Raw genomic sequence first — 20,523 nt, forward strand, 5'->3', positions numbered from 1 at the left:
GTTATTCTCTCCCCTTTAAAATGGTTTCCATAATAGCCATCCGTGTGTAAACACCGTTCCGCACCTGTTCAAAAATTCGAGAGCGATCACACTCGACTAACTCAGAAGCAATTTCAACATCACGATTGACGGGTGCTGGATGCATAATAATGGCCGATTCTTTCATTTGCTTTTCTCGTTCAATTGTTAAACCAAACTCTTGATGGTAACCTTCCTTTGAGAAGCTTTTATTTACTTTATGACGTTCATGTTGCACACGTAGTAACATAATGACATCACTTATTTCGATCAGATTATCCCATGAATGGTGCGCTTCAAAACCGCCAGACCATTCTTCTGGGCAAAGGAAATGAACATTTGCCCCTAAATTTTGTAATGCTGTTGCATTTGATTTCGCTACTCGACTATGAGAGATATCTCCTGCAATTGTGACATTCAACCCTTCGAAATAGCCAAACTCTTTTTTGATGGTATAAAGATCCAATAAGGATTGTGAAGGGTGTTGCCCAGCACCATCTCCTGCATTAATAATCGCTACGTTGATACCATTCAGCAGCTCATTGTAATACTCATCTTCTGACGCTCGAATGATGACAGCATCTAAACCAATCATTTCCAATGTTTTGACAGTATCGTACATCGTTTCCCCTTTTGTAACACTCGAAAACCCTGCATCAAAAGGGATAACATGACAGCCAATTTTGTATTCTGCCATTTCAAAGCTTGTTTTTGTACGAGTACTTGGTTCAAAGAATAGGTTGGCCACTTTGTGTGTGCGAGATAACGATGATGTTTCACCATTTTCAAATGCTTGCGCAAGATCTAGGATTTGGTTAATCTCTTCTGTTGTTAAATGTTCCATCGATAATAAGTTCTTCATCATGTGACCTCCATTAGGTTGTGAATCGTGAACGTCTTTGTATGACATTCTCTGTATATAAAGTAAAAGCCCCGTTGATGTCATCAACGAGGCATGAGGAGGCGTGACAAACTACAGCAAGACATACATCCTACTTCAGCCTGTCCACAACTTCCCTTTTTTTGCCTCTCTGGACAATTCATTAAAAGGTACTACTATGAATCTTTATTTTGATTGTATTGTACGGGTATATCAGCTTCTTTTTTACCTGGTAGAATCGCATTCAATAGCACACCAATAATCGCTGCTAGGGCCATTCCTTCAACACTCAATGATTCTAAGATAACAAACTTGGCACCGCCAATACCAATGACTAAAATCACTGAAGCAATTACTAGGTTACGACTGTTACCAAAATCAATATGATTATCTACTAGCATACGTAAGCCACTTGCTGCGATAATTCCGAAGAGTAAGATGGAAACCCCACCAAGTACTGCGGTTGGAATCGTTGCAATTACGGCCATTGCTTTCCCGAAGAATGATAGTAAGATAGCAACCACTGCTGCACCTGCAATAACGTAGATACTGTATACTCGAGTAATGGCTAGTACACCAATATTCTCACCATACGTTGTTTTCGGAGGGCCTCCGATTAAAGCACTCACAAATGTGCCAAGTCCGTCACCTAGTAGCGAACGGTGTAGTCCTGGCTCTTTAATATAATCCCGATCTACTACTTTTCCTAATACCAGTTGATGACCAATATGTTCTGAAATTGTTACAATAACGATTGGTACCATGATAAGTAGAATTTTTGTTGTTATTTCAAACTCATAATGCACACCCGGTATTAAGAAATCAGGCATAGCGAAGAATTTTGCTTTGGCAATCGGTGTATAGTCTACTATATCAATTATCATGGAGTAAATGTAACCTACAATTAGGCCCATCAAAATTGGCATAGTGCTTAAAATTCCTTTAAAGAAAATCGTAAAGATGATAGCTGTAAAGACCGTAACTAAAGCAGCTGAGAAGTGTAAAAAGCTATACTCTCCATTAACGTTCATTGCCATATTCACAGCCGTACCAGAAAGTCCAAGCCCAATTACCATAATTACTGGACCTACCACAATCGGTGGCAAGATTTTCATAATCCACTTATAACCACTTTTCCAAATGATTAAGGATACAATTCCGTACGTAATGCCGACAGCCATAGCACCGATCATGGCATTGCCTGGGTTTACACTCGAACCGTCTTCATTTAAACCACCTGCAGCAAGTAGGATTGGTGCAATAAAGGCGAAGGATGAGCCTAAATAAGCTGGTACCTGGAATTTCGTAATTAATAGGAAGAATAATGTAGCAATTCCGCTTGTTAAAAGGGCAATCGCTGGACTAAGACCTACTAACTGCGGTACTAAAATCGTTGAACCAAACATCGCAAACATATGCTGGAAACTTAATGTCACTAGCTGGAGCGGGGTCGGTTTATCCTTAATATCTAAAACTGCATTTGACATACTGTTTCCTCACTTTATTGTTCGTCTTCTTTGTAAATAATGACGCAATCTTCTCCGTCTACTTCTTGTAAATTGACAACAATGCGCTCAGAGCCAGAAGTTGGAACGTTTTTTCCCACATAGTCTGCTCTAATTGGTAGCTCTCGATGTCCTCTATCTACTAGAACAGCTAGTTGAATTTGTGCAGGTCTTCCTAAATCCATTACAGCATCTAGAGCTGCACGTACTGTCCGACCTGTATAAAGTACATCATCTACTAAGATGATTTTTTGATTTTTCACTTGATACTCGATATCAACTTGTTCTACATGTGCTTGTTCGTTTTCATGTTTCGTTGTTAAATCATCTCGGTAAAGTGTAATATCAAGTTCCCCTGTACGAATCGGTTTACCTTCAATTTTTTCAATTCGCTGCGCCAAACGTCTGGCTAGAAAGGCACCTCGTGTTTTAATGCCAACTAAAATACATTCATCGATTCCTTTATTACGTTCAATTATTTCATGGGCAATACGTGTTAATGCTCGTGTCATTGATGGGCCATCTAATAATTCATTTTGTGCCATATTCGTATCCTCCTCTCTTCAATCTATTATCGGCCATGTGTCCATAAAAAAACCTCTCGAGGCGAATAGCCTGAGAGGGTTGTATACGTGTTGAAAAAGCATGTTGGAAAAATTTGCAGCACAAATTTCCACAACACTATCACATGTCCCTTCTCAGCCTCTCTGGACTGCCATTAAAGGTGAATATTTAGTTATGTTGTTCATTCACTGTCGTTAGTATAGACTTTCTTTTCGTATACGTCAATGCCTATTTCGTAAATCATTTAATAATTGTTCATAATCAGCTGGGAGTGGTGTTTCAAACTCCAAGTATTCTCCAGATGAAGGATGATCGAATCCTAAAGTCGCTGCATGTAAAACTTGTCCCCCAAAGTCGATTGTCTTTTTCGGACCATATTTTGGATCTCCAACAAGTGGGAAGCCAATATAATTCATATGCACACGAATTTGGTGTGTACGTCCCGTTTCTAAACGACATTCCACCAGCGTATAGTCACCAAAACGTTCAACAACTTGGAAGTGTGTGACAGCATGTTTACCATTATCGACAACTGCCTGTTTTTGGCGATCTTTTTGGTCACGACCAATCGGTGCATCAATTGTCCCCTTATCATGTGCAATATGCCCGTGGACAAGAGCAATATATTTACGAGTAACTGTTTTATTCACTAATTGATTGACTAATGATTCATGAGCCGTATCGTTTTTAGCAACCATCAATAAGCCCGATGTATCTTTGTCGATACGATGGACAATTCCTGGTCGTAGTACACCATTAATCCCTGATAAGTCTTTACAATGATACATTAAGCCATTTACCAGTGTACCTCCCATATGGCCAGGTGCTGGATGTACCACCATACCCTTTGGTTTATTCACAACAAGAACATCTGCATCCTCATAAACAATATCTAAATCTAAATTTTCTGCGACAACATCCAATTCTTCCACTTCTGGTACATCAATAGCGATGATGTCACCAGCTTTAACCTTATATTTTGCCTTTACAGCATCACCGTTTACTTTAATGACTCCCTCACTAATCCAGTTCCCAATTTGCGTGCGTGACCACTCAGATTGTAAGCTAGAAAGTGCTTTATCAATGCGCTCTCCTTGCTGCTGTTCTTCGATTGTATATGTTACTTGCGTCATTGTTTCACCTGTTTCTTCTCTTTTTTATCTTCCATAATTAAGCCAATCATCAGCACGACAACCGCTATTGTTAATGCAGCATCTGCCACATTAAAAATAGGAAAATCATAATTAATAATTGGAATTAAAACATCTACAAAATCGACCACTTCTCCTCTAAATAGACGGTCTATAAAGTTTCCTACTGCACCACCAAGCAAGAGCATTAAGCCGACTTGAAAAACAGGCTTTCCCTTTGCTTCTTTATGATAAAAATAGACAATCGCACAGATAACAGCAACTGTGACAATACTAAACAACCACATTTGCCCCTCTAGCATCCCCCATGCTGCCCCTCTATTTCGATGAGACAAAATACCAAACCATGGGTCCCATACAGCAATGCGTTCAGCATATTCCATATTTTTCACAATCAGCCATTTTGTCCATTGATCCAGTAAAACGACAAAAGCAGCTAATCCATAATATTTATACACAGACATTCCTCCGTTCACTCAACATCTTACCTATTCTACCATAACAGTACCATTCACAATAACTAATATCATATCTAAATATGGCTGATTCTAAATCTCTTCAAGAAATATAAAAAGGCTACCCCTATTACGTTTAAGCAATAGAAATAGCCATAACTTATTGGTTAGACAGTTTCAGACTCTTTTGAATGTACTCGCTTCATGAAGTCATTAACATCAGCAGGAACTTTGCGATCTATTAATGACACGATGATAACAGATAAGAAGCCCACAGGTACTGTCACAATACCTGGAATTTTAAACTGCAAGAAGCTTGGTAACGTTCCTGGTAAAAAGATCATCCACATAGACACGCCAAGTCCTATTAATAATCCTGCAATGGCTCCTTTTTCTGTCATGCCTCTCCACCAAATACCTAAAATGAATATTGGGGTAAATGTACTTGCAGCGACAGTAAAAGCGAGCGCCACTAAATGGCCAATAGATGCATCCTTTACAAGTAAACCCAATGCTCCATATAAAATACCTAATAATACAATAGCCACTTTCCCAGCAATAACTCGTTGTTTTTGTGTAATATCCTTTTTCATGATATTGGCATATAAATCATGAGCTAGTGCACCTGAGCTTGTAATAAACAATCCTGAAAGATTGGAGAAAATAGCTGCAAATGCTCCTGCTATAACTAATCCAAGTAGCCATTTGCCACCTAGTGCAAGGGCTGTAGTAGGAATGACCATATTATTCCCACCCAGCACTAAATCACGCATGACTTCCTCACTAGCTGTCCCAGAAATGAAAATAGATCGACCTACAACACCTAAATAAACAGCTAACAAGAAGAACGCGCTTGCAATTCCAATGGCCATGAGTGCAGATTTACGGGCTGCTTTAGCACTTGGGTTTGTATAAAAACGCAATAAAATATGAGGAAGACCAATTGTTCCTAGCGCTAATCCTATCGTCATACTAATTGTTTGCCAGAACGTGGGGAAATAAAAGCCCGTGCCTGTCCAAGCAGCACCATCAAAATTGATATCATTGCCATCTAAGGCATACGGTGAAGTGCCTGTAATTGGACCGCTAAATGAATGGATGGCTGCTAAAATTTTATCATAATGTAAACCGCCATAAACTGCTGCAATTAACATCACAATAAACGCACCAAGACGAATCCACAACTCTAATGCTTGGTTGATGGTTGTTCCTTTCATACCACCAATACCTACATAAAAAATCATAACAACACAAGTAAATATAATGCCGAATTCATAAGAAGTACCGAAAAACATACTTAAAATCTGTGCAGCACCTAATAATTGGGGAGCTGCATAAAAGCCTGAAATAGCTAACACCACTGCCACAGCTACAAGCCGTGCTCGTCTACTATGAAAACGATAGCCTAAAAAATCTGCAACGGTAAATGCACCAAAACGTCTTAAAGGACCTGCCACAAAAATCGCTAATAATGTTAACCCAATGGAGAAGCAAAAAGCATAATAAGCACCATCATATCCAAGTTGAAATGTTAACCCTGCGATACCCAGGAATGTTGCTGCACTTAAGTAATCCCCACCAATGGCAGACCCATTTGTAAACCATCCGAAGCTTCGGCCACCTACAAAGAAATCCGAAGCTGTTGCATTTCTTTTTGTTAAATACGTAATGTATACAATTGTTCCCATTAAAGCAATGGTCATTAACATCTTTGGTTCTAATAGAGCTTCCATCATTCAACATTTCCCCCTTTGTTCCAACTACTTATTTGCTATATCATATTGCTTTAGACGTTTCTCGTACATGGCTGTGTGAACATATGCAATAATAAATGCCATAGCCATCATTACAATCGTTGTCACAAACCATGTGACTGTCATACCACCCCAGATCTTCTTAAACGCAAATGCTGGCGCAAACCAATTCATAACAGGGATACTAAAAATCAAAATAAAGTAAAATATCGATAAACCTAAACCTGTTGTAAATTCATCTTTCATAATTTTGTTTGTTGTTGCATCTAAAGGTGGTAGATCTTTCACATCAATTGTTCCTGCTTCTACATAGTCATAATCATGACTGCCTACTTCCGCCATAAGCCAACTCCCCCTTTTCTGGTAAGTGAATAATTGTCTGAAATTTCAAATTATTATTCACTACAATTATTCTATTCTATTTCAACTTCAATATAGATATAAAATATTGCTGTATTAGTACAAAAAATTGCTATTTTAAGTTAAAATATTTTTATCTTTTTATTCGTAGGGGGCTGGTAGCATTTTAAAGGTGGTATGGTATATGGAAAGCTCATTTGACAAGCAGCAAATGAGTGAATGGTTAAAAGAGGTTTTACCAAACGCTTTAGAGGAATGTAAAGTGCCAAAGCCAGAAGATGAGGTCATTATTGTCTATGAAGTCAATCGGTTATTTGATTGGGTAAAGATTAATCGATTAAAAAGAAATTATCCTAATAGTATTATTGTCCCGTTTGTTACAGAACACCTTACCTACTCGACTGGTATAGCAATTGAATTAGCTTTACCTGCACTTCTCATAAAACCATTACAAAAATCAAAATTTTTACGAATCGTAAAAAAACTGTATACGTCCTATCAGGAAAAAAAGGCGAGTACACTTACAATGCTTGAGCTATCACAACAAGTATCTCAACAACATACCTCTCCATTTAGGGAAGCATTTTTAAAACGCCTGATCCGTGGAGAAATTGACAATGAACAAGAAATAATACAATCTGCTTCATTTTTATCGACAAGCTGTATCCCTAATATTGTATTTTTAATTCAAGGCTATATTGATGGGGCTAATAAGAGAGCTGTCTCACACGATGCAAGTAGTAGTATTACAACTGTTTTTCGTCAGCACTTTGCTGAGAAGGCCTCATTATCCTTTTTACATTTTGAACGCTATTTATTACTTCTCATGCGAATTCCTACTGACTACAACTCTTTCAAACATTGGACTGAGGGTGAAGCCTGTTTATTAGAGGTTATCGAGACCCTAAAAAGGGATTGTTCTATTCATCTTTTTATGGGGGTTGGAGGTGTATTTCAGGATGCTATGCAAGTGAAGGAATCCTATAGCCAGGCTAGAAAAGCACGTAGAAAACCACCTATCCATAATATACACATCCGATATTACGAAGATTTAACAAAGCATGAGCAGCTGCAAAAAGCTATTCAGTATATTGAAGAACATTACGACGAACAACTGACCATTCGTGATGTTGCAAAATATATTAACTTTAGCCCAACTCATTTTAGTAGACTATTTAAAAAAGAAACAGGTCGTAATTTTGTTGACTATGTTGCTTATACACGCATTATCAAAACCTTACCTTTTTTACGCAAGTACGACTACACCATAGAAAAAATCTCCTCCACCTGTGGCTTCAATACACCAAATTACTATAGTTTAACTTTTAAAAAATATGTAGGGATCTCTCCAACAGACTATCGCAATACGACAGAAATTTTATTTAAATAATGGAAAAGAATCTGCAAAACTTCCATGAAAAAAGCAAGCCTCCATCAAGGAGACTTGCACATCCTCTACATTAAATGCAGATTCTTGTTATTTATAGATTAAACGTAATACTTTTCTACAACTTCTGCACAGCGAGCACATACTGTAGGTTGTGCTTCATTTGAACCAACTGTTTCAGAAATTGACCAGCAACGCTCGCATTTCTCACCTGTAGCCTTCTCAACAACAATGGAAACATGCTCAAGTGTTAAAGCTTCAGCAGGTGCCTCTTCGATGGCAGCTACCTCAAAAGCTGAAACGATGGAAAGTTGTGCAAAGTCAATGTTGGCATCGTTCAATAATGCGACAACATCTTCTTTCGCGTAGACAGTGACTTTTGCTTCAAGTGATTTACCAATTGTTTTCGCATTACGTGCTTCCTCTAATGCTTTTAAAATATCATCGCGTACATCAATAATTTTTTCCCATTTTGTACGTAGGCTGTCAAAATTCGCTTGAACATCTACCTCTGGGAAATCTGTTAATTGAACAGAAACTTCTTCTACAATACCTTGAGCATGTAGATAAGACCACATTTCATCTGTTGTATGTGGGATAATTGGTGTCATGATTTTTACTAATGTCATCAATGTATCATAAATAACTGTTTGCATCGCACGACGATCCTTATTGTCATGACCCTCGATATAGACTACGTCTTTGGCAATATCAAGATAGAATGAAGATAACTCTACAGCAACGAAATTATTGACTACATGATAGACAGCAGCAAAATCATAACGATCATAGGCAGCACGCACAGTTTTTAAGACATCCTGTAAGCGCATATACACATATTGATCCATTTCACGAAGCTCAGCATAACTTACACGATCTTTCGTAGGATCGAAATCAGCAATATTGCCGTGTAAGAAACGGAAAGTATTACGAATTTTACGATACACTTCAGATACTTGCTTTAACATATCCATAGAGATGCGCACATCTGCTGTATAATCAACAGATGCAACCCATAAACGAAGTATGTCTGCTCCATACTGATCCATTACTTTTTGCGGAATAATCACATTCCCTAAAGATTTACTCATTTTACGTCCTTCACCATCAAGTACAAAACCATGTGTTAAAAGTCCTTTGTATGGTGCATAGCCGTTAATAGCTACAGATGTAATAAGAGAGGAATTAAACCAACCACGATGTTGGTCAGAGCCCTCTAAATAAAGATCAGCTGGATATTTCATACCACGTTCTACTAGTACACCTTGGTGTGATGAACCGGAATCAAACCATACATCCATAATATCATTTTCTTTTGTAAATTCGCCGTTCGGGCTACCTGGATGTGTAAAGCCTTCTGGTAATAACTCTTTTGCTGTTTTTTGGAACCAAATATTTGATCCATTCTCACGGAATAATGCTGAGACATGACTAATTGTTTCAGGTGTAATAATAGGTTCACCATTTTCAGCATAGAAAATCGGAATCGGCACACCCCACGCACGTTGACGTGAAATTACCCAGTCTCCACGATCACGAATCATATTATAAAGACGAGTTTCTCCCCAAGCTGGTGTAAATGCTGTTGCTTTTACAGCCTCTAATAACTCCCCACGGAATGCTTCAACAGATGCAAACCATTGTGGTGTCGCACGATAAATAACAGGCTTTTTCGTACGCCAGTCATGTGGATAGGAGTGCGTAAAGAAATCAAGCTTTTCTAACGCTCCTACTTCTTTTAGTTTTTCTGTGACGAGTTTATTCGCATCATTATAAAACACGCCTTCAAAGCCAGGTGCTTCATCTGTATAGCAGCCACTATTATCAAGAGGGCTAAGAATACCTAAACCATACTGTTTACCAATATGATAATCGTCTTCACCATGCCCTGGGGCTGTATGAACACAACCTGTACCCGCTTCAGCAGTTACGTGTTCACCTACCATAATAAGCGATTCACGATCGTAGAATGGATGTTGTGCTACAATACGATCTAATGCCTCTCCTTTTACCTCTTGAACAACCTCATAGTCTACCCATCCAAGCGTAGTTGCCACTGACTCTAATAACTCTTTGGCAATGATGAATTTTTTATTAGCCACTGCAACTACTACATAGATAAATTCAGGATTCAAAGAAATCCCTAAGTTTGCTGGTAATGTCCATGGTGTTGTTGTCCAAATGATAAATTTAGCATCTGCTGGAACAACACCCTTCGCATCCTTAATTGCAAAGCTTACATAAATGGATGGAGATTTGATGTCCTTATATTCAATTTCAGCTTCCGCCAAAGCAGATTCAGAAGAAGGAGACCAATAAACCGGCTTTAACCCTTTATAGATATAACCTTTTTCCGCCATTTTACCGAATACTTCAATTTGACGAGCTTCAAACTCAGGCTTTAATGTAATATATGGATTTTCCCAATCACCTCGAATGCCTAGACGGCGGAATTGGGCACGTTGATTGTCAATTTGCTCATAAGCATACTCTTCACAAAGTTGGCGGAATGCTGCTACTGACATTTCTTTACGTTTTACACCTTTGTTAGTCAATGCTTGCTCAATTGGTAAACCATGTGTATCCCAACCTGGAATATAATTGACATGGTAGCCAGTCATGGAACGATGACGTGTAATCATATCCTTCAATACTTTATTTAGAGCATGGCCTATATGGATATCACCATTTGCATAGGGAGGACCATCATGTAGAACAAATTCTGGTCGACCTTCCGTACGCTCCATCTGTAATTTGTTAATATCCATGCCACTCCATTTTTCTTGCATTTTTGGCTCATTTGCCGGTAAATTTCCACGCATTGGGAAATCTGTTTTTGGCATTAATAAAGTATCTTTGTATTCAACCATTAAAATTCCTCCTTTATTTTACACAAACAGGTAGACATTTTTCTCATAAGACAGTTATTGGCAAAATTATCTAAAACGATTCGGAAACAAACAAAAAAAGCCCTCAATCCCACTAAGGGACGAGAAGCTTCTACTCGCGGTACCACCCTAATTGTAGTACAAAAATTTGCACTACCTCTTAAAAGCACGTTTAACGTCGTGCATCACGAAATAACCTACTTTTTTCAGTTATTTAGCTCAGAAGTGATGTTCAATGCTAGTTGTATGTTTGGGCTCTCACTGTCCCCAAATCGCTTAACAACGCCTAACAAATACTGTCTTCGTCTCTGCTTTTATGCATATCTGTTCAAAATAATTACTATTACAAAGTATATGAAATTCAAACAATCACGTCAAGTTTCATTTGTCAATTACAGCAATTAAAAAGAAAAGTTAAATATCCTCAGAATCCTGTGCTTCTTCAACAGATGCTTGAATTTCTGTTAAATCGATATCATATTGCAGCAAATGATCCCAGTCATCTGCATTAAGTAAATCCAGCTGTGCTTCTACAAGCATCTTGAAACGATTACGAAATACCTTAGATTGCTTTTTAAGCTCATCAATTTCAATCGTCACCTTACGAGCCTTCGTCAAAGCTTCATTGACAATTCGATCAGCATTTTTTTCAGCTTCTTTTACAATGAGCTTTGCCTCTTTTTGAGAATTTCTTCTCACTTCATCAGCCGCTTCTTGTGCAACGACAATAGACTTCTGCAAAGTTTCTTCTAAGGTGTTGAAATGTCTCGCTTGTTCTAAAGCCATCTCTAATTGCTTATCAACCTCTTTTTTTCACGAAGCAGAATTTCATAGTCTTTAATAATCTGATCTAAAAATTCATTTACTTCATCTTCAGCATAACCTCTGAAGGCTTTTGTAAACTCCTTATTATGTATATCAATAGGTGATAATGGCATACAATCCTTCTCTCCTTTACATGTACATTCGTAATTCCTATTATACAATTGTTCCGACAACTTAGCAGTAAAAATTAATGAAATTTACTTCACTTTCAGCTTTTTTGGGCCAATCGACCGACTTGAAGACGGATTTTATCTTTTTTTGTTCGGCCTTCAGTCATAATAATTTTCACCCGCCCACTTCCACGTATCGATAAAATATCTCCCTCTTGTAATTCAAAAGCAACTGTATCTCTTTCTGTCCAATTTACACGAACTTTTTTCCCAGTAATTAAAGCTTGAGCTTTTTGGCGTGATACATTTAATACAGTCGCAATAATTACATCTAAGCGCATGGAAGATACTGTATGAGATTCCTCCAACCATTCTTCCTCATTTACAATAAGGGAATCCGCTTCTTTTAAAGACTCAATATGCACCTTAACTTTACCAATACCTGTTAAATGTAACCGAACATATTCTGCTACCTCTTGAGCTACAACGAATTGCACCTGCTGATCATTTACACGAATATCACCAAATTTGCCACGGTTTAAACCTAATGAAAGCAACGCACCTAAAACATCAGGATGTCGTAATTGGACAAATTTCACTGGATATTGAATCGTAAAGGCCACTAACTGAAAGTCTTCTTCTATTGCTTCATAGTAAGTAGGAAAAATAAGCATACGCTGCCTCTCCGCCTCTTCAAATAAACCTGTGCATGCAGTTTTTAGGGTATCATTTTGCCCGATAATCGATGTCACAATAAAACGTTGTCTTGGATCAAGAAAATCTGTCAGCTTAGGCGCATAACGATCTTCAACCTCACGCTGCCAGCTTATTACCTGTTCAATAAAGGGCTGTTCATCTTTTCGAAAATGCTGGATTAAGTGTTCCATCTTGTTGTCTCCTCTTTCACTAGTTCCATTTTGCTTTGTTAGTTGGAAACTTAGTATTCCCAATTAATGACGTTTGGACGTCATTGTTTTAAAATTTTTTATTAGTCGCTTTAGTAGCATAGAAAATTAAAATAAATAAAAAATCCCCACCAAAACGTGAGGATTTACTTCTAAGCGAACATAAAATATATTTTCTGAATGACTATATAAAGCCCTCTTTCTATAAAATTCAGCATAAAGATGGCCACAATTGGCGAAATATCAATCATACCAAGAGGCGGAATGAATTTCCTAAAAATCCCTAAATATGGCTCACAAACTTTTTCAAGCATGCGACCAATTGCTGAATTTTGAGCGGCAGGCACCCAAGACATTAAGATATATGCAATTAGCATGAATGAGTAAATCTTAAATGCTAATGATACATAACCAAGTATAATAAAAAAAGTCATATAAACTACAATCCTCGCTATTAATTATCGTCTAAAATAAAGTTTGTAATTTCACCAGTCACTTCTACATTATCTGGCGTACAAAGGAAGATATCTTTACCGATACGTTGAATATCTCCAGCAAGAGCATAGACTGTGCCACTTAAAAAATCAATAATGCGTTTACCTTGTTCTCTTTCGATACGTTGCAAATTGACAATTGTTGCACGTTTATTTTTTAAATGCTCTGCGATATCTTGTGCTTCTGCATAAACTCTCGGTTCTATTAAAACAACTTTTGCTCCCTTAGAACTCATAGCTGCCTGCAAACTGACAATGTTATTAGGAGTTGCTGTGCTTTGTGGCATGATTTCATGAATAGGTGCTTTGCGTTCTTTCATCATTTTTTTTGGCTTAACTGAATGAATCGGTTGCTGTTGTTGTATGGGTTGTTGTTGCTGAATAGGAGCTTGCGTGATTTCTTCTTCTAATTCTTCTTCAAGGTAAAAGAAGTTTTTAATCTTATTTTTCATGCTCATCCTGTTCCCCTCTTTCATTTCCAACAAGAGCCGTTCCGACTCGAACAAAAGTAGCCCCTTCCTCTACCGCAATTTCAAAGTCATTAGACATGCCCATTGATAACTCGGTACAAGGTGCGTGTGCGAATCCTTGCTCGGCTATTTGCTGTTGACATTGTTTTAATTGCTTGAAAACAGAGCGAATAATTGCTTCGTTTTCGGTGTTTGGTGCCATAGTCATTAAACCTACAACTTGAATCTTAGTAAAACCTTTTAATGCTTCTACAAAAGGCAAAACTTCTTCGATAGTTAAACCATGTTTTGATTCTTCACCAGAAATATTTACTTGTACAAAACATTTAACAGGTTCTTCGGCTCTTTTTTCAATTTCTTCTGCCAAACTCAAACGATCTAAGGAGTGTAAATAATCAATGCTGTTAATCACTTGTTTTACTTTACGTGTTTGAAGCGACCCAATGTAATGCCAATGAACATTAGCATGTATCTCAGTAATTTTACGATGTAAGCCCTCTGGTCTGTTTTCTCCTAAATGAGTGAGCCCTGCTTCAATTGCTTCTTGTGTTCTTTCAACAGAAACTTCCTTCGTCACGGCAATTATTTGGACTTTTTCGCCCTCACGATTCCCTTTTTTTTCTGCTGCTGTTATTAAATCATTTAGCTTGTTTAAATTTGTTAAGATTTTTGTCACTGTTTTTCCCAACTTTACAACAATAGTTTCTTTTATTGTAACAAGCAATGCTTGATTTATCAATGAATAGCCTGACCTATGTCAGCATACAATTCTCACAATTTTAATGTGCCTATGTCTTAGGAAAGGGCTTTGACTAAAATGACATCCTTACCAACAACAAGCACATCCTTCATATACACTTTTCTCACAGACTCTTCACCTTTAAAAAAACCAAGATATTTGCGAGGCTCTGCAATCAAAAATGCTGTCACATAGCCTGTTTCTTTTGATACTTCAGCATCTATAACAAAGCCTATAAATCGTCCATTTCCTGCTTCAATGACTTCTTTTTGTTGTAACATCGAAAAACGCAATGACATACCTCCTCTATTGTTTACTTTCGTATAAACATTTCTACTACCATCAAACTTTGCTGTTACTTTATATTTATGTATCATTTGTTCATTGAATGAAGATAAAATGCGCACCGAATTATACGATGCGCATTTTTTTATTTGTAATCTTTTTGCATTGTTTCAATTGCATTTTTTTCAAGACGTGAAATTTGTGCTTGAGAAATCCCAAGTTCTTTGGCAATCTCAGTTTGGGTCTCTCCATAATAAAATCGTTTGGCAACGATCATTTGCTGACGTTCATCTAGCTTTTGCAAGCTTTCCTTTACCGACACATAGGCAACCCATTGATCTTCTGATACATCATCATCACGTAATTGGTCCATCATATAAACAGCATCTCCGCCATCTGAATAAATGGGTTCCTGTAATGAAACTGGATCTTGAATGGCATCTAAAGCAAATAAAACGTCTTCCTTTTTCATGTCAATCATCTCGGCAATTTCTTCAATCGTTGGTTCTCGCAAATTATCGGTTATCCATTGCTCTTTTGCCTGCATTGCCTTATAAGCTATATCTCTTAGAGAGCGAGATACACGTAATGCATGATGATCACGCAGATGGCGACGAATTTCACCAATAATCATTGGTACAGCATATGTCGAAAATCGTACATTATGCTTTAAATCAAAATGATCAATGGCTTTCATGAGGCCAATACAGCCTACTTGAAATAAATCATCTGCCTGTTCACCTCTATAGGCAAATCTACCGACAATACTAAGCACTAACCTTAAATTGCACATCACAAGCTCTTCTCTAATCTCTGTTTCTCCAGCTTGTAATCGGATAAAGAGTTCCTTCATTTCCTCGTGCTTTAGAATTGGCAAAGTCGATGTATCTAAGCCGCAAAGATCTACTTTTGTTCGCATATTCGATTCCTCCGGATGTTATTCTCTGACTAAACCGTGACATCAGTTTGTCCGAGAGAAACAAGAATATGCACAAAAGCTGCGACCAATTTTAGGTAGGATAAATTTCCCTTTCTAAGAAATTGGTTGATTTAAATTTTCACGTAAATCTTGAATAATTTTCTTTTCTAAACGGGAAATATATGATTGCGATATGCCTAAATGATCTGCAACTTCTTTTTGTGTCATTTCAACTTTTCCATTGAGACCAAAGCGACATTCCATAATATAACGTTCACGCGCACCTAGTAAATTAATAGCGTGGAACATATGCTGACGTTCAATTTTTTTCTCCACATTATCTAAAATAATATGCTCTTCTGTTCCTAAAATATCTGACAGTAATAATTCATTTCCATCTGCATCAGAATTTAGTGGCTCATCTAAGGATACTTCACCCTTCATACGACTTGTTTTTCGTAAATGCATTAAAATTTCATTTTCAATACAGCGTGATGCGTATGTTGCAAGCTTAATATTTTTATCCGTATTGAACGTCTCAATTGCTTTTATTAAACCAATGGAGCCAATACTGATTAAGTCTTCGATTGGCGTTCCCGTATTATCAAAACGTCTAGCAATATAAACAACAAGACGTAAATTACGTTCAATTAGTGTGTCTCTAGCTCGTAAATCACCATTCATAAAGGATGCAATGACTGTAACTTCTTCTTCTCGACTTAATGGCACTGGCAATGAATCATTTCCCCCTATATAGTACGTTTCACGACTCCGAAACTTACTCCATAATTTTTTCAAGCTAGCAAGTAGCCTAAGAAGCAATAGTTCTCCCCCTCTATGAGTTATTTGAAAGCGCTGAAAAATGTAAAATTGCTGCTGTGCTATGTGGAAAATTTTTAGCTTTTTTGGTTAATACGATATATTCATTCATTTTCACTTGCGAAGGCTCCCCCTTTATATGCCACTCATCAAAGCGAAAACCAAGGACAACGGTTTGCTGCTGTACTGTATTGACATGAATAAATCGTATATAACGCTGATAATCTTCTGAAAACATAGATACATTGTACGGATCTGTTTCTTGCCATTCCATTAATGATTCCCGGAACGCTGAAGGTAAATGTGGTCTCAAAGCAGTATAGGAAACAAAATGAACCGGCTTTCCTGATAATGGCTCAATGGCTTGATTTCCTGTATCTACAAAGGCAGAAAGTGGTATCTTTGCCCCAAAGATTGTTAAAGTTGTATCAAATACAAATTGACCACTTAAGCGTTCTAATTTTACAAAACCCCATTGCTTATAAAATGCAATAAGATTTAAAACTGCAAGCAAAAAGCAAATCATAATGAAATGGGTGGAAGAAAGATTTTTTAAAAAAGGTTGTAGTGCTGTTAACAATCCGCCAATAACGATCGTTGCTGTTAACACAATAGGTCCTTGCTTCTGAAAGCTTCGAATCTTAAAGTGAAACGCTATACCAATTAACAATATAAAACTAAGAATTGTCGTCCACAGCATTTGACCGCCAATGACAGCTACAAAACTACTACAAATAGAACTCATTAATAATCTTGAATTTTTTACAAGGACTCCTGTTACTCTTGCCGTAAACGTGAGTATCGCTAGATTAAAAAGCGTATTAATGAGCACCAGCCATTCTCCATACATAACAGCCGCCTCCTACTTACAAAGTTAGCACGTTACTCCCACAAATATTGTCAAACAATCGCATCATTTCCTAAAAATGTTTTGACAAAAAACATGGTTTCCTTACACATTTGAACATCATGGCAGACAATATAAAAAGCTCGTATTTTACATATGTAAAATACGAGCTTTTTATAAGTTAATTAACCACGATTTTTGCGGTTACGTAAAAATGCCGGAACCTCAAGCATGTCATCCTGTGCATAATTTTGCTGATTTTGACGTGGCTGCTCATGTTGAACATGCATTTCTTGTCGTTGTTCACGAATAGGTGCTTGTTGCTGTGGAGCAGATTGTCTGTTCATATTAAGTGTCGGTTTTGCTGTAGGTCGTTGTTGCTGTAAAGCTTCCTCTGTGAAGCCTGTCGCAATAACTGTAACAATGATTTCATCTTTAAGATTTTCATTAATTACAGAACCGAAAATCATATTTACCTCTTCATCTGATGCAGAAGCTACGATATCTGCTGCTTCTTGTACTTCAAATAAGCTAAGATTTGAACCACCTGTAATGTTCATAAGGACACCTTTAGCACCATCAATGGATGATTCAAGCAATGGACTTGAAATAGCTTTCTTTGCAGCCTCAGAAGCTCTGTTTTCACCTGTTGCAATACCAATTCCCATTAAGGCTGAACCTTTGTTGGACATAATCGTTTTCACGTCTGCAAAGTCTAAGTTAATAAGACCAGGTGTAGCAATTAAATCTGAAATACCTTGTACACCTTGACGTAATACATTATCGGCTTCTCTAAAGGCTTCTAACATTGGTGTTGATTTATCAACTATTTGTAGTAGCTTGTCGTTTGGTATCACAATCAGTGTATCTACTGCTTCTTTCATACCGCCAATTCCACCGATTGCTTGTGTTTGACGTTTACGACCTTCAAAAGTAAATGGACGTGTGACAACACCTACTGTTAGGGCTCCCAATTCACGTGCAATTTGTGCAATCACTGGAGCTGCCCCAGTACCCGTTCCACCGCCCATACCAGCAGTCACGAATACCATATCGGCGCCTCTTAAAACCTCTTCTAGCTGTTCTCTGCTCTCTTCAGCAGCTTTTTTTCCTACTTCTGGATTTGCACCTGCACCTAATCCACGCGTTAATTTAGCCCCAATTTGTAGCCTTACTTCCGCTTTGGATAAATTTAATGCCTGAGCATCCGTGTTAACTGCGATAAAGTCAACACCTTGTACACCATGTTCTATCATTCGATTGACAGCGTTGTTACCGCCGCCACCAACACCTATGACCTTTATTACTGCAAGTTCATCAACACTTGTATCAAATTCTAACATCTCTTTTTCCTCCCACGGTAACTCGACTCTGTATCATTCATTACGCATTCTAGTTAATCAAAAAACTTATCAAATAATTTTTTTGCTCTCCCAATTACGCTTTCTTTTGGTTCTGAAGGTGCAGAATACTCTTGCTTTTTGCTTATAGCTGGTTGAGCCCCTACAACTGCATATTCAACAGGCTGCGTATTCGTACTTTTACCGTAAAAATCATCTTCTAAATAGGCGTAACGAATAAGTCCAACTGCCGTCGCAAATGAAGGCTCTCTAACACCGATATAATCGGGTGTATAGATTCTAACACGCGTTTGTAGAATTTGACGTGCTAATTGGGCAATCCCCTCAAGCTTTGCAACACCACCAGTTAAAACTACACCGCCTGGTAAATCTCTAACACCTAAACGTGCTAATTCATCTATAACTAACTCTAGTAATTCTTCTAATCTAGCACCGATAATCTCCGATATATAACGTTGGCTGTACTGATCAGTAGAATCTGTACCCACGACAGGCACTTCAAAGAGTTCGTCATCTGATGCGTCATCATAAAAGGCGTGTCCAAACTGGTGTTTAATTTGTTCTGCTTGTTCTGTTGGTGTTTTTAAAACGATTGAAATATCTTTCGTTATATGATCACCACCAACTGGTATGACACCCGTATGCGTTAATAATCCCTCTTCAAAAACTGCAATTGTTGTAGATCCGCCACCTAAGTCAATAAAGGCAGTTCCTTGGTTTTTTTCATCTTCTGTTAATGCAAAGTAGCCTGATGCTAATGGCTGCAAATATATTTCTCGTATACTTAAACCCGCTCGCTCAACACAGCGAAGAACATTGTGTAAAAGCGTTTTGGATGTCGTTATCATTGTTGCATCCATTTCAAGACGGATGCCAATCATACCACGAGGATCTTTAATTTCATCAAGGTTGTCCACAATAAACTGTCTTGGAATGATGTTAACTAATTCACGTTCAGGAGGTATTGACATGACTTGTGCAGATTCTACCACTCTGTCTAAATCATCATCTGTAATTTCTCTATTTTCACTATTTACAGCGACAACACCTTTAACTAGCTGTAACATCGTCTGGTTAGCTGGAACGCCTAAAACGACTTCATGGATTTGATAACCAGTCATTCGTTCGGCCTGTTCTATTGCTTTTCGAATAGATTGTACTGTTGCATCAATATCAACAATTGCACCTTTTCGAACTCCATTCGACTTTACATTTCCGACGCCAATTACATGTAATTGCCCGTCACTCATTTCACCTATTAATACCTTGACAGAGGAGGACCCAATATCAAGGGAAATGTATAAATCTTGCTGATTCAATTCGCTGCACCTCCTTGAAAAATGCTCTTGTTTTCATTCTATTGTAAATTTGGCATAATGTCTAAGCAAATCGAGTATTTTGGTCAATTTTTCTCTCATTCTATGGAAGTTTTTTTCCGCTTGTGACGTTTCTCATCTAACCGAGTTAGTAATATACGCCTAATAATTGCTATATTTTGGAATAAACGTACTCCAAAAGCGAAAATCGCTGCTAAATACAAATCTATCCCCAAATTCACTCCTATAAAAGCTAATCCTGCTGCTAGAACTATATTAAAAAAGAATCCTGATACAAAAACTTTATCATCGTAAACTTGCTGTAATTGAGCACGAATACCTCCAAATAATGTATCTAAAGCTGCTAAAACAGCTATTGACAGATAATTTTCATACATAGAGGGGATTTGTATATTTGTTAACAAGCCAAGGGCAAGTCCAAATACCAAACCTAAAAATGGTAGCCACATA

At 37.6% G+C, this 20,523-nt stretch carries 20 protein-coding genes, 1 pseudogene and 1 other annotated feature; of the genes and pseudogenes, 1 reads left to right on the forward strand and 20 read right to left on the reverse strand.

The annotated features are described in order from the left end of the window. Position 1: 1 nt before the first annotated feature. The 7 genes from HXV90_RS10905 to HXV90_RS10935 form a co-directional block, all read right to left on the reverse strand. Positions 2–880, reverse strand: coding sequence for an aspartate carbamoyltransferase catalytic subunit (locus HXV90_RS10905; protein WP_048394636.1), 879 nt, complete (start codon positions 878–880; stop codon positions 2–4). 194 nt (positions 881–1,074) lie between these two features. After that, positions 1,075–2,385, reverse strand: a complete 1,311-nt coding sequence (locus HXV90_RS10910; RefSeq protein WP_269898945.1) for a uracil-xanthine permease family protein — start codon at positions 2,383–2,385, stop codon at positions 1,075–1,077. A gap of 14 nt (positions 2,386–2,399) precedes the next feature. Further along, the gene (pyrR, locus tag HXV90_RS10915) at positions 2,400–2,948 is read right to left on the reverse strand and encodes a bifunctional pyr operon transcriptional regulator/uracil phosphoribosyltransferase PyrR (RefSeq protein ID WP_004227349.1); all 549 of its coding nucleotides are present in this window, start codon (positions 2,946–2,948) and stop codon (positions 2,400–2,402) included. 240 nt (positions 2,949–3,188) lie between these two features. Beyond that, positions 3,189–4,100, reverse strand: a complete 912-nt coding sequence (locus HXV90_RS10920; RefSeq protein WP_054549866.1) for an RluA family pseudouridine synthase — start codon at positions 4,098–4,100, stop codon at positions 3,189–3,191. Beyond that, positions 4,097–4,576, reverse strand: a complete 480-nt coding sequence (gene lspA, locus HXV90_RS10925) for a signal peptidase II (protein WP_004227346.1) — start codon at positions 4,574–4,576, stop codon at positions 4,097–4,099. The genes HXV90_RS10920 and lspA overlap by 4 nt, the downstream gene beginning before the upstream one ends. A 164-nt stretch (positions 4,577–4,740) precedes the next feature. Next, positions 4,741–6,309: a sodium/solute symporter gene (locus HXV90_RS10930; protein ID WP_004227344.1), complete on the reverse strand. Its 1,569-nt coding sequence runs from the start codon at positions 6,307–6,309 to the stop codon at positions 4,741–4,743. 24 nt (positions 6,310–6,333) lie between these two features. Then, the gene (locus HXV90_RS10935; RefSeq protein ID WP_048394642.1) at positions 6,334–6,669 is read right to left on the reverse strand and encodes a DUF485 domain-containing protein; all 336 of its coding nucleotides are present in this window, start codon (positions 6,667–6,669) and stop codon (positions 6,334–6,336) included. 202 nt (positions 6,670–6,871) lie between these two features. Between HXV90_RS10935 and HXV90_RS10940 the strand changes: the two genes are divergently transcribed. After that, on the forward strand, positions 6,872–8,077 hold the full coding sequence (locus tag HXV90_RS10940) for an AraC family transcriptional regulator (protein ID WP_269898946.1): 1,206 nt from the start codon (positions 6,872–6,874) through the stop codon (positions 8,075–8,077). A 98-nt stretch (positions 8,078–8,175) separates the two neighbouring features. On the opposite strand, the gene ileS is transcribed toward HXV90_RS10940, so the two are convergent. From ileS to HXV90_RS11005, 13 genes and pseudogenes are all read right to left on the reverse strand, one after another. After that, entirely contained in the window at positions 8,176–10,944 is a 2,769-nt protein-coding gene (gene ileS, locus HXV90_RS10945) for an isoleucine--tRNA ligase (protein WP_269898947.1), read from the reverse strand. Between the two features lie 112 nt (positions 10,945–11,056). Continuing rightward, positions 11,057–11,280: a binding site (T-box leader), on the reverse strand. Positions 11,281–11,376: 96 nt separating this feature from the next. Then, positions 11,377–11,900, reverse strand: a pseudogene (locus tag HXV90_RS10950) (DivIVA domain-containing protein). Between the two features lie 95 nt (positions 11,901–11,995). Next, the gene (locus HXV90_RS10955) at positions 11,996–12,784 is read right to left on the reverse strand and encodes a YlmH family RNA-binding protein (RefSeq protein ID WP_004227327.1); all 789 of its coding nucleotides are present in this window, start codon (positions 12,782–12,784) and stop codon (positions 11,996–11,998) included. A 170-nt stretch (positions 12,785–12,954) separates the two neighbouring features. Beyond that, complete coding sequence (locus tag HXV90_RS10960) at positions 12,955–13,236, reverse strand: YggT family protein (protein ID WP_004227322.1); 282 nt, start codon at positions 13,234–13,236, stop codon at positions 12,955–12,957. Between the two features lie 20 nt (positions 13,237–13,256). Continuing rightward, positions 13,257–13,754, reverse strand: coding sequence for a cell division protein SepF (locus HXV90_RS10965; RefSeq protein ID WP_004227319.1), 498 nt, complete (start codon positions 13,752–13,754; stop codon positions 13,257–13,259). Beyond that, positions 13,738–14,442: a YggS family pyridoxal phosphate-dependent enzyme gene (locus HXV90_RS10970; RefSeq protein WP_333474123.1), complete on the reverse strand. Its 705-nt coding sequence runs from the start codon at positions 14,440–14,442 to the stop codon at positions 13,738–13,740. Before HXV90_RS10970 ends, HXV90_RS10965 begins: the two co-directional genes overlap by 17 nt. A gap of 119 nt (positions 14,443–14,561) precedes the next feature. Beyond that, the gene (locus HXV90_RS10975) at positions 14,562–14,804 is read right to left on the reverse strand and encodes a PRC-barrel domain-containing protein (protein WP_225340754.1); all 243 of its coding nucleotides are present in this window, start codon (positions 14,802–14,804) and stop codon (positions 14,562–14,564) included. 131 nt (positions 14,805–14,935) lie between these two features. After that, positions 14,936–15,709 carry an RNA polymerase sporulation sigma factor SigG gene (sigG, locus tag HXV90_RS10980; RefSeq protein ID WP_004227313.1) on the reverse strand — a complete coding sequence of 258 codons (774 nt, stop codon included), beginning with the start codon at positions 15,707–15,709 and terminating at the stop codon, positions 14,936–14,938. Between the two features lie 114 nt (positions 15,710–15,823). Next, the gene (sigE, locus tag HXV90_RS10985) at positions 15,824–16,531 is read right to left on the reverse strand and encodes an RNA polymerase sporulation sigma factor SigE (RefSeq protein ID WP_009373518.1); all 708 of its coding nucleotides are present in this window, start codon (positions 16,529–16,531) and stop codon (positions 15,824–15,826) included. A 13-nt stretch (positions 16,532–16,544) separates the two neighbouring features. After that, positions 16,545–17,378, reverse strand: a complete 834-nt coding sequence (locus HXV90_RS10990; protein WP_054549862.1) for a sigma-E processing peptidase SpoIIGA — start codon at positions 17,376–17,378, stop codon at positions 16,545–16,547. Positions 17,379–17,560: 182 nt separating this feature from the next. Next, the gene (ftsZ, locus tag HXV90_RS10995; RefSeq protein WP_004224858.1) at positions 17,561–18,718 is read right to left on the reverse strand and encodes a cell division protein FtsZ; all 1,158 of its coding nucleotides are present in this window, start codon (positions 18,716–18,718) and stop codon (positions 17,561–17,563) included. Between the two features lie 53 nt (positions 18,719–18,771). Next, complete coding sequence (gene ftsA / locus HXV90_RS11000; protein ID WP_004224856.1) at positions 18,772–20,055, reverse strand: cell division protein FtsA; 1,284 nt, start codon at positions 20,053–20,055, stop codon at positions 18,772–18,774. A gap of 95 nt (positions 20,056–20,150) precedes the next feature. Further along, complete coding sequence (locus HXV90_RS11005) at positions 20,151–20,522, reverse strand: small basic family protein (protein WP_048394651.1); 372 nt, start codon at positions 20,520–20,522, stop codon at positions 20,151–20,153. Position 20,523 lies beyond the last annotated feature (1 nt).

Source organism: Lysinibacillus sp. JK80 (genome assembly GCF_027557635.1).
GTDB classification, from domain to species: domain Bacteria; phylum Bacillota; class Bacilli; order Bacillales_A; family Planococcaceae; genus Lysinibacillus; species Lysinibacillus capsici.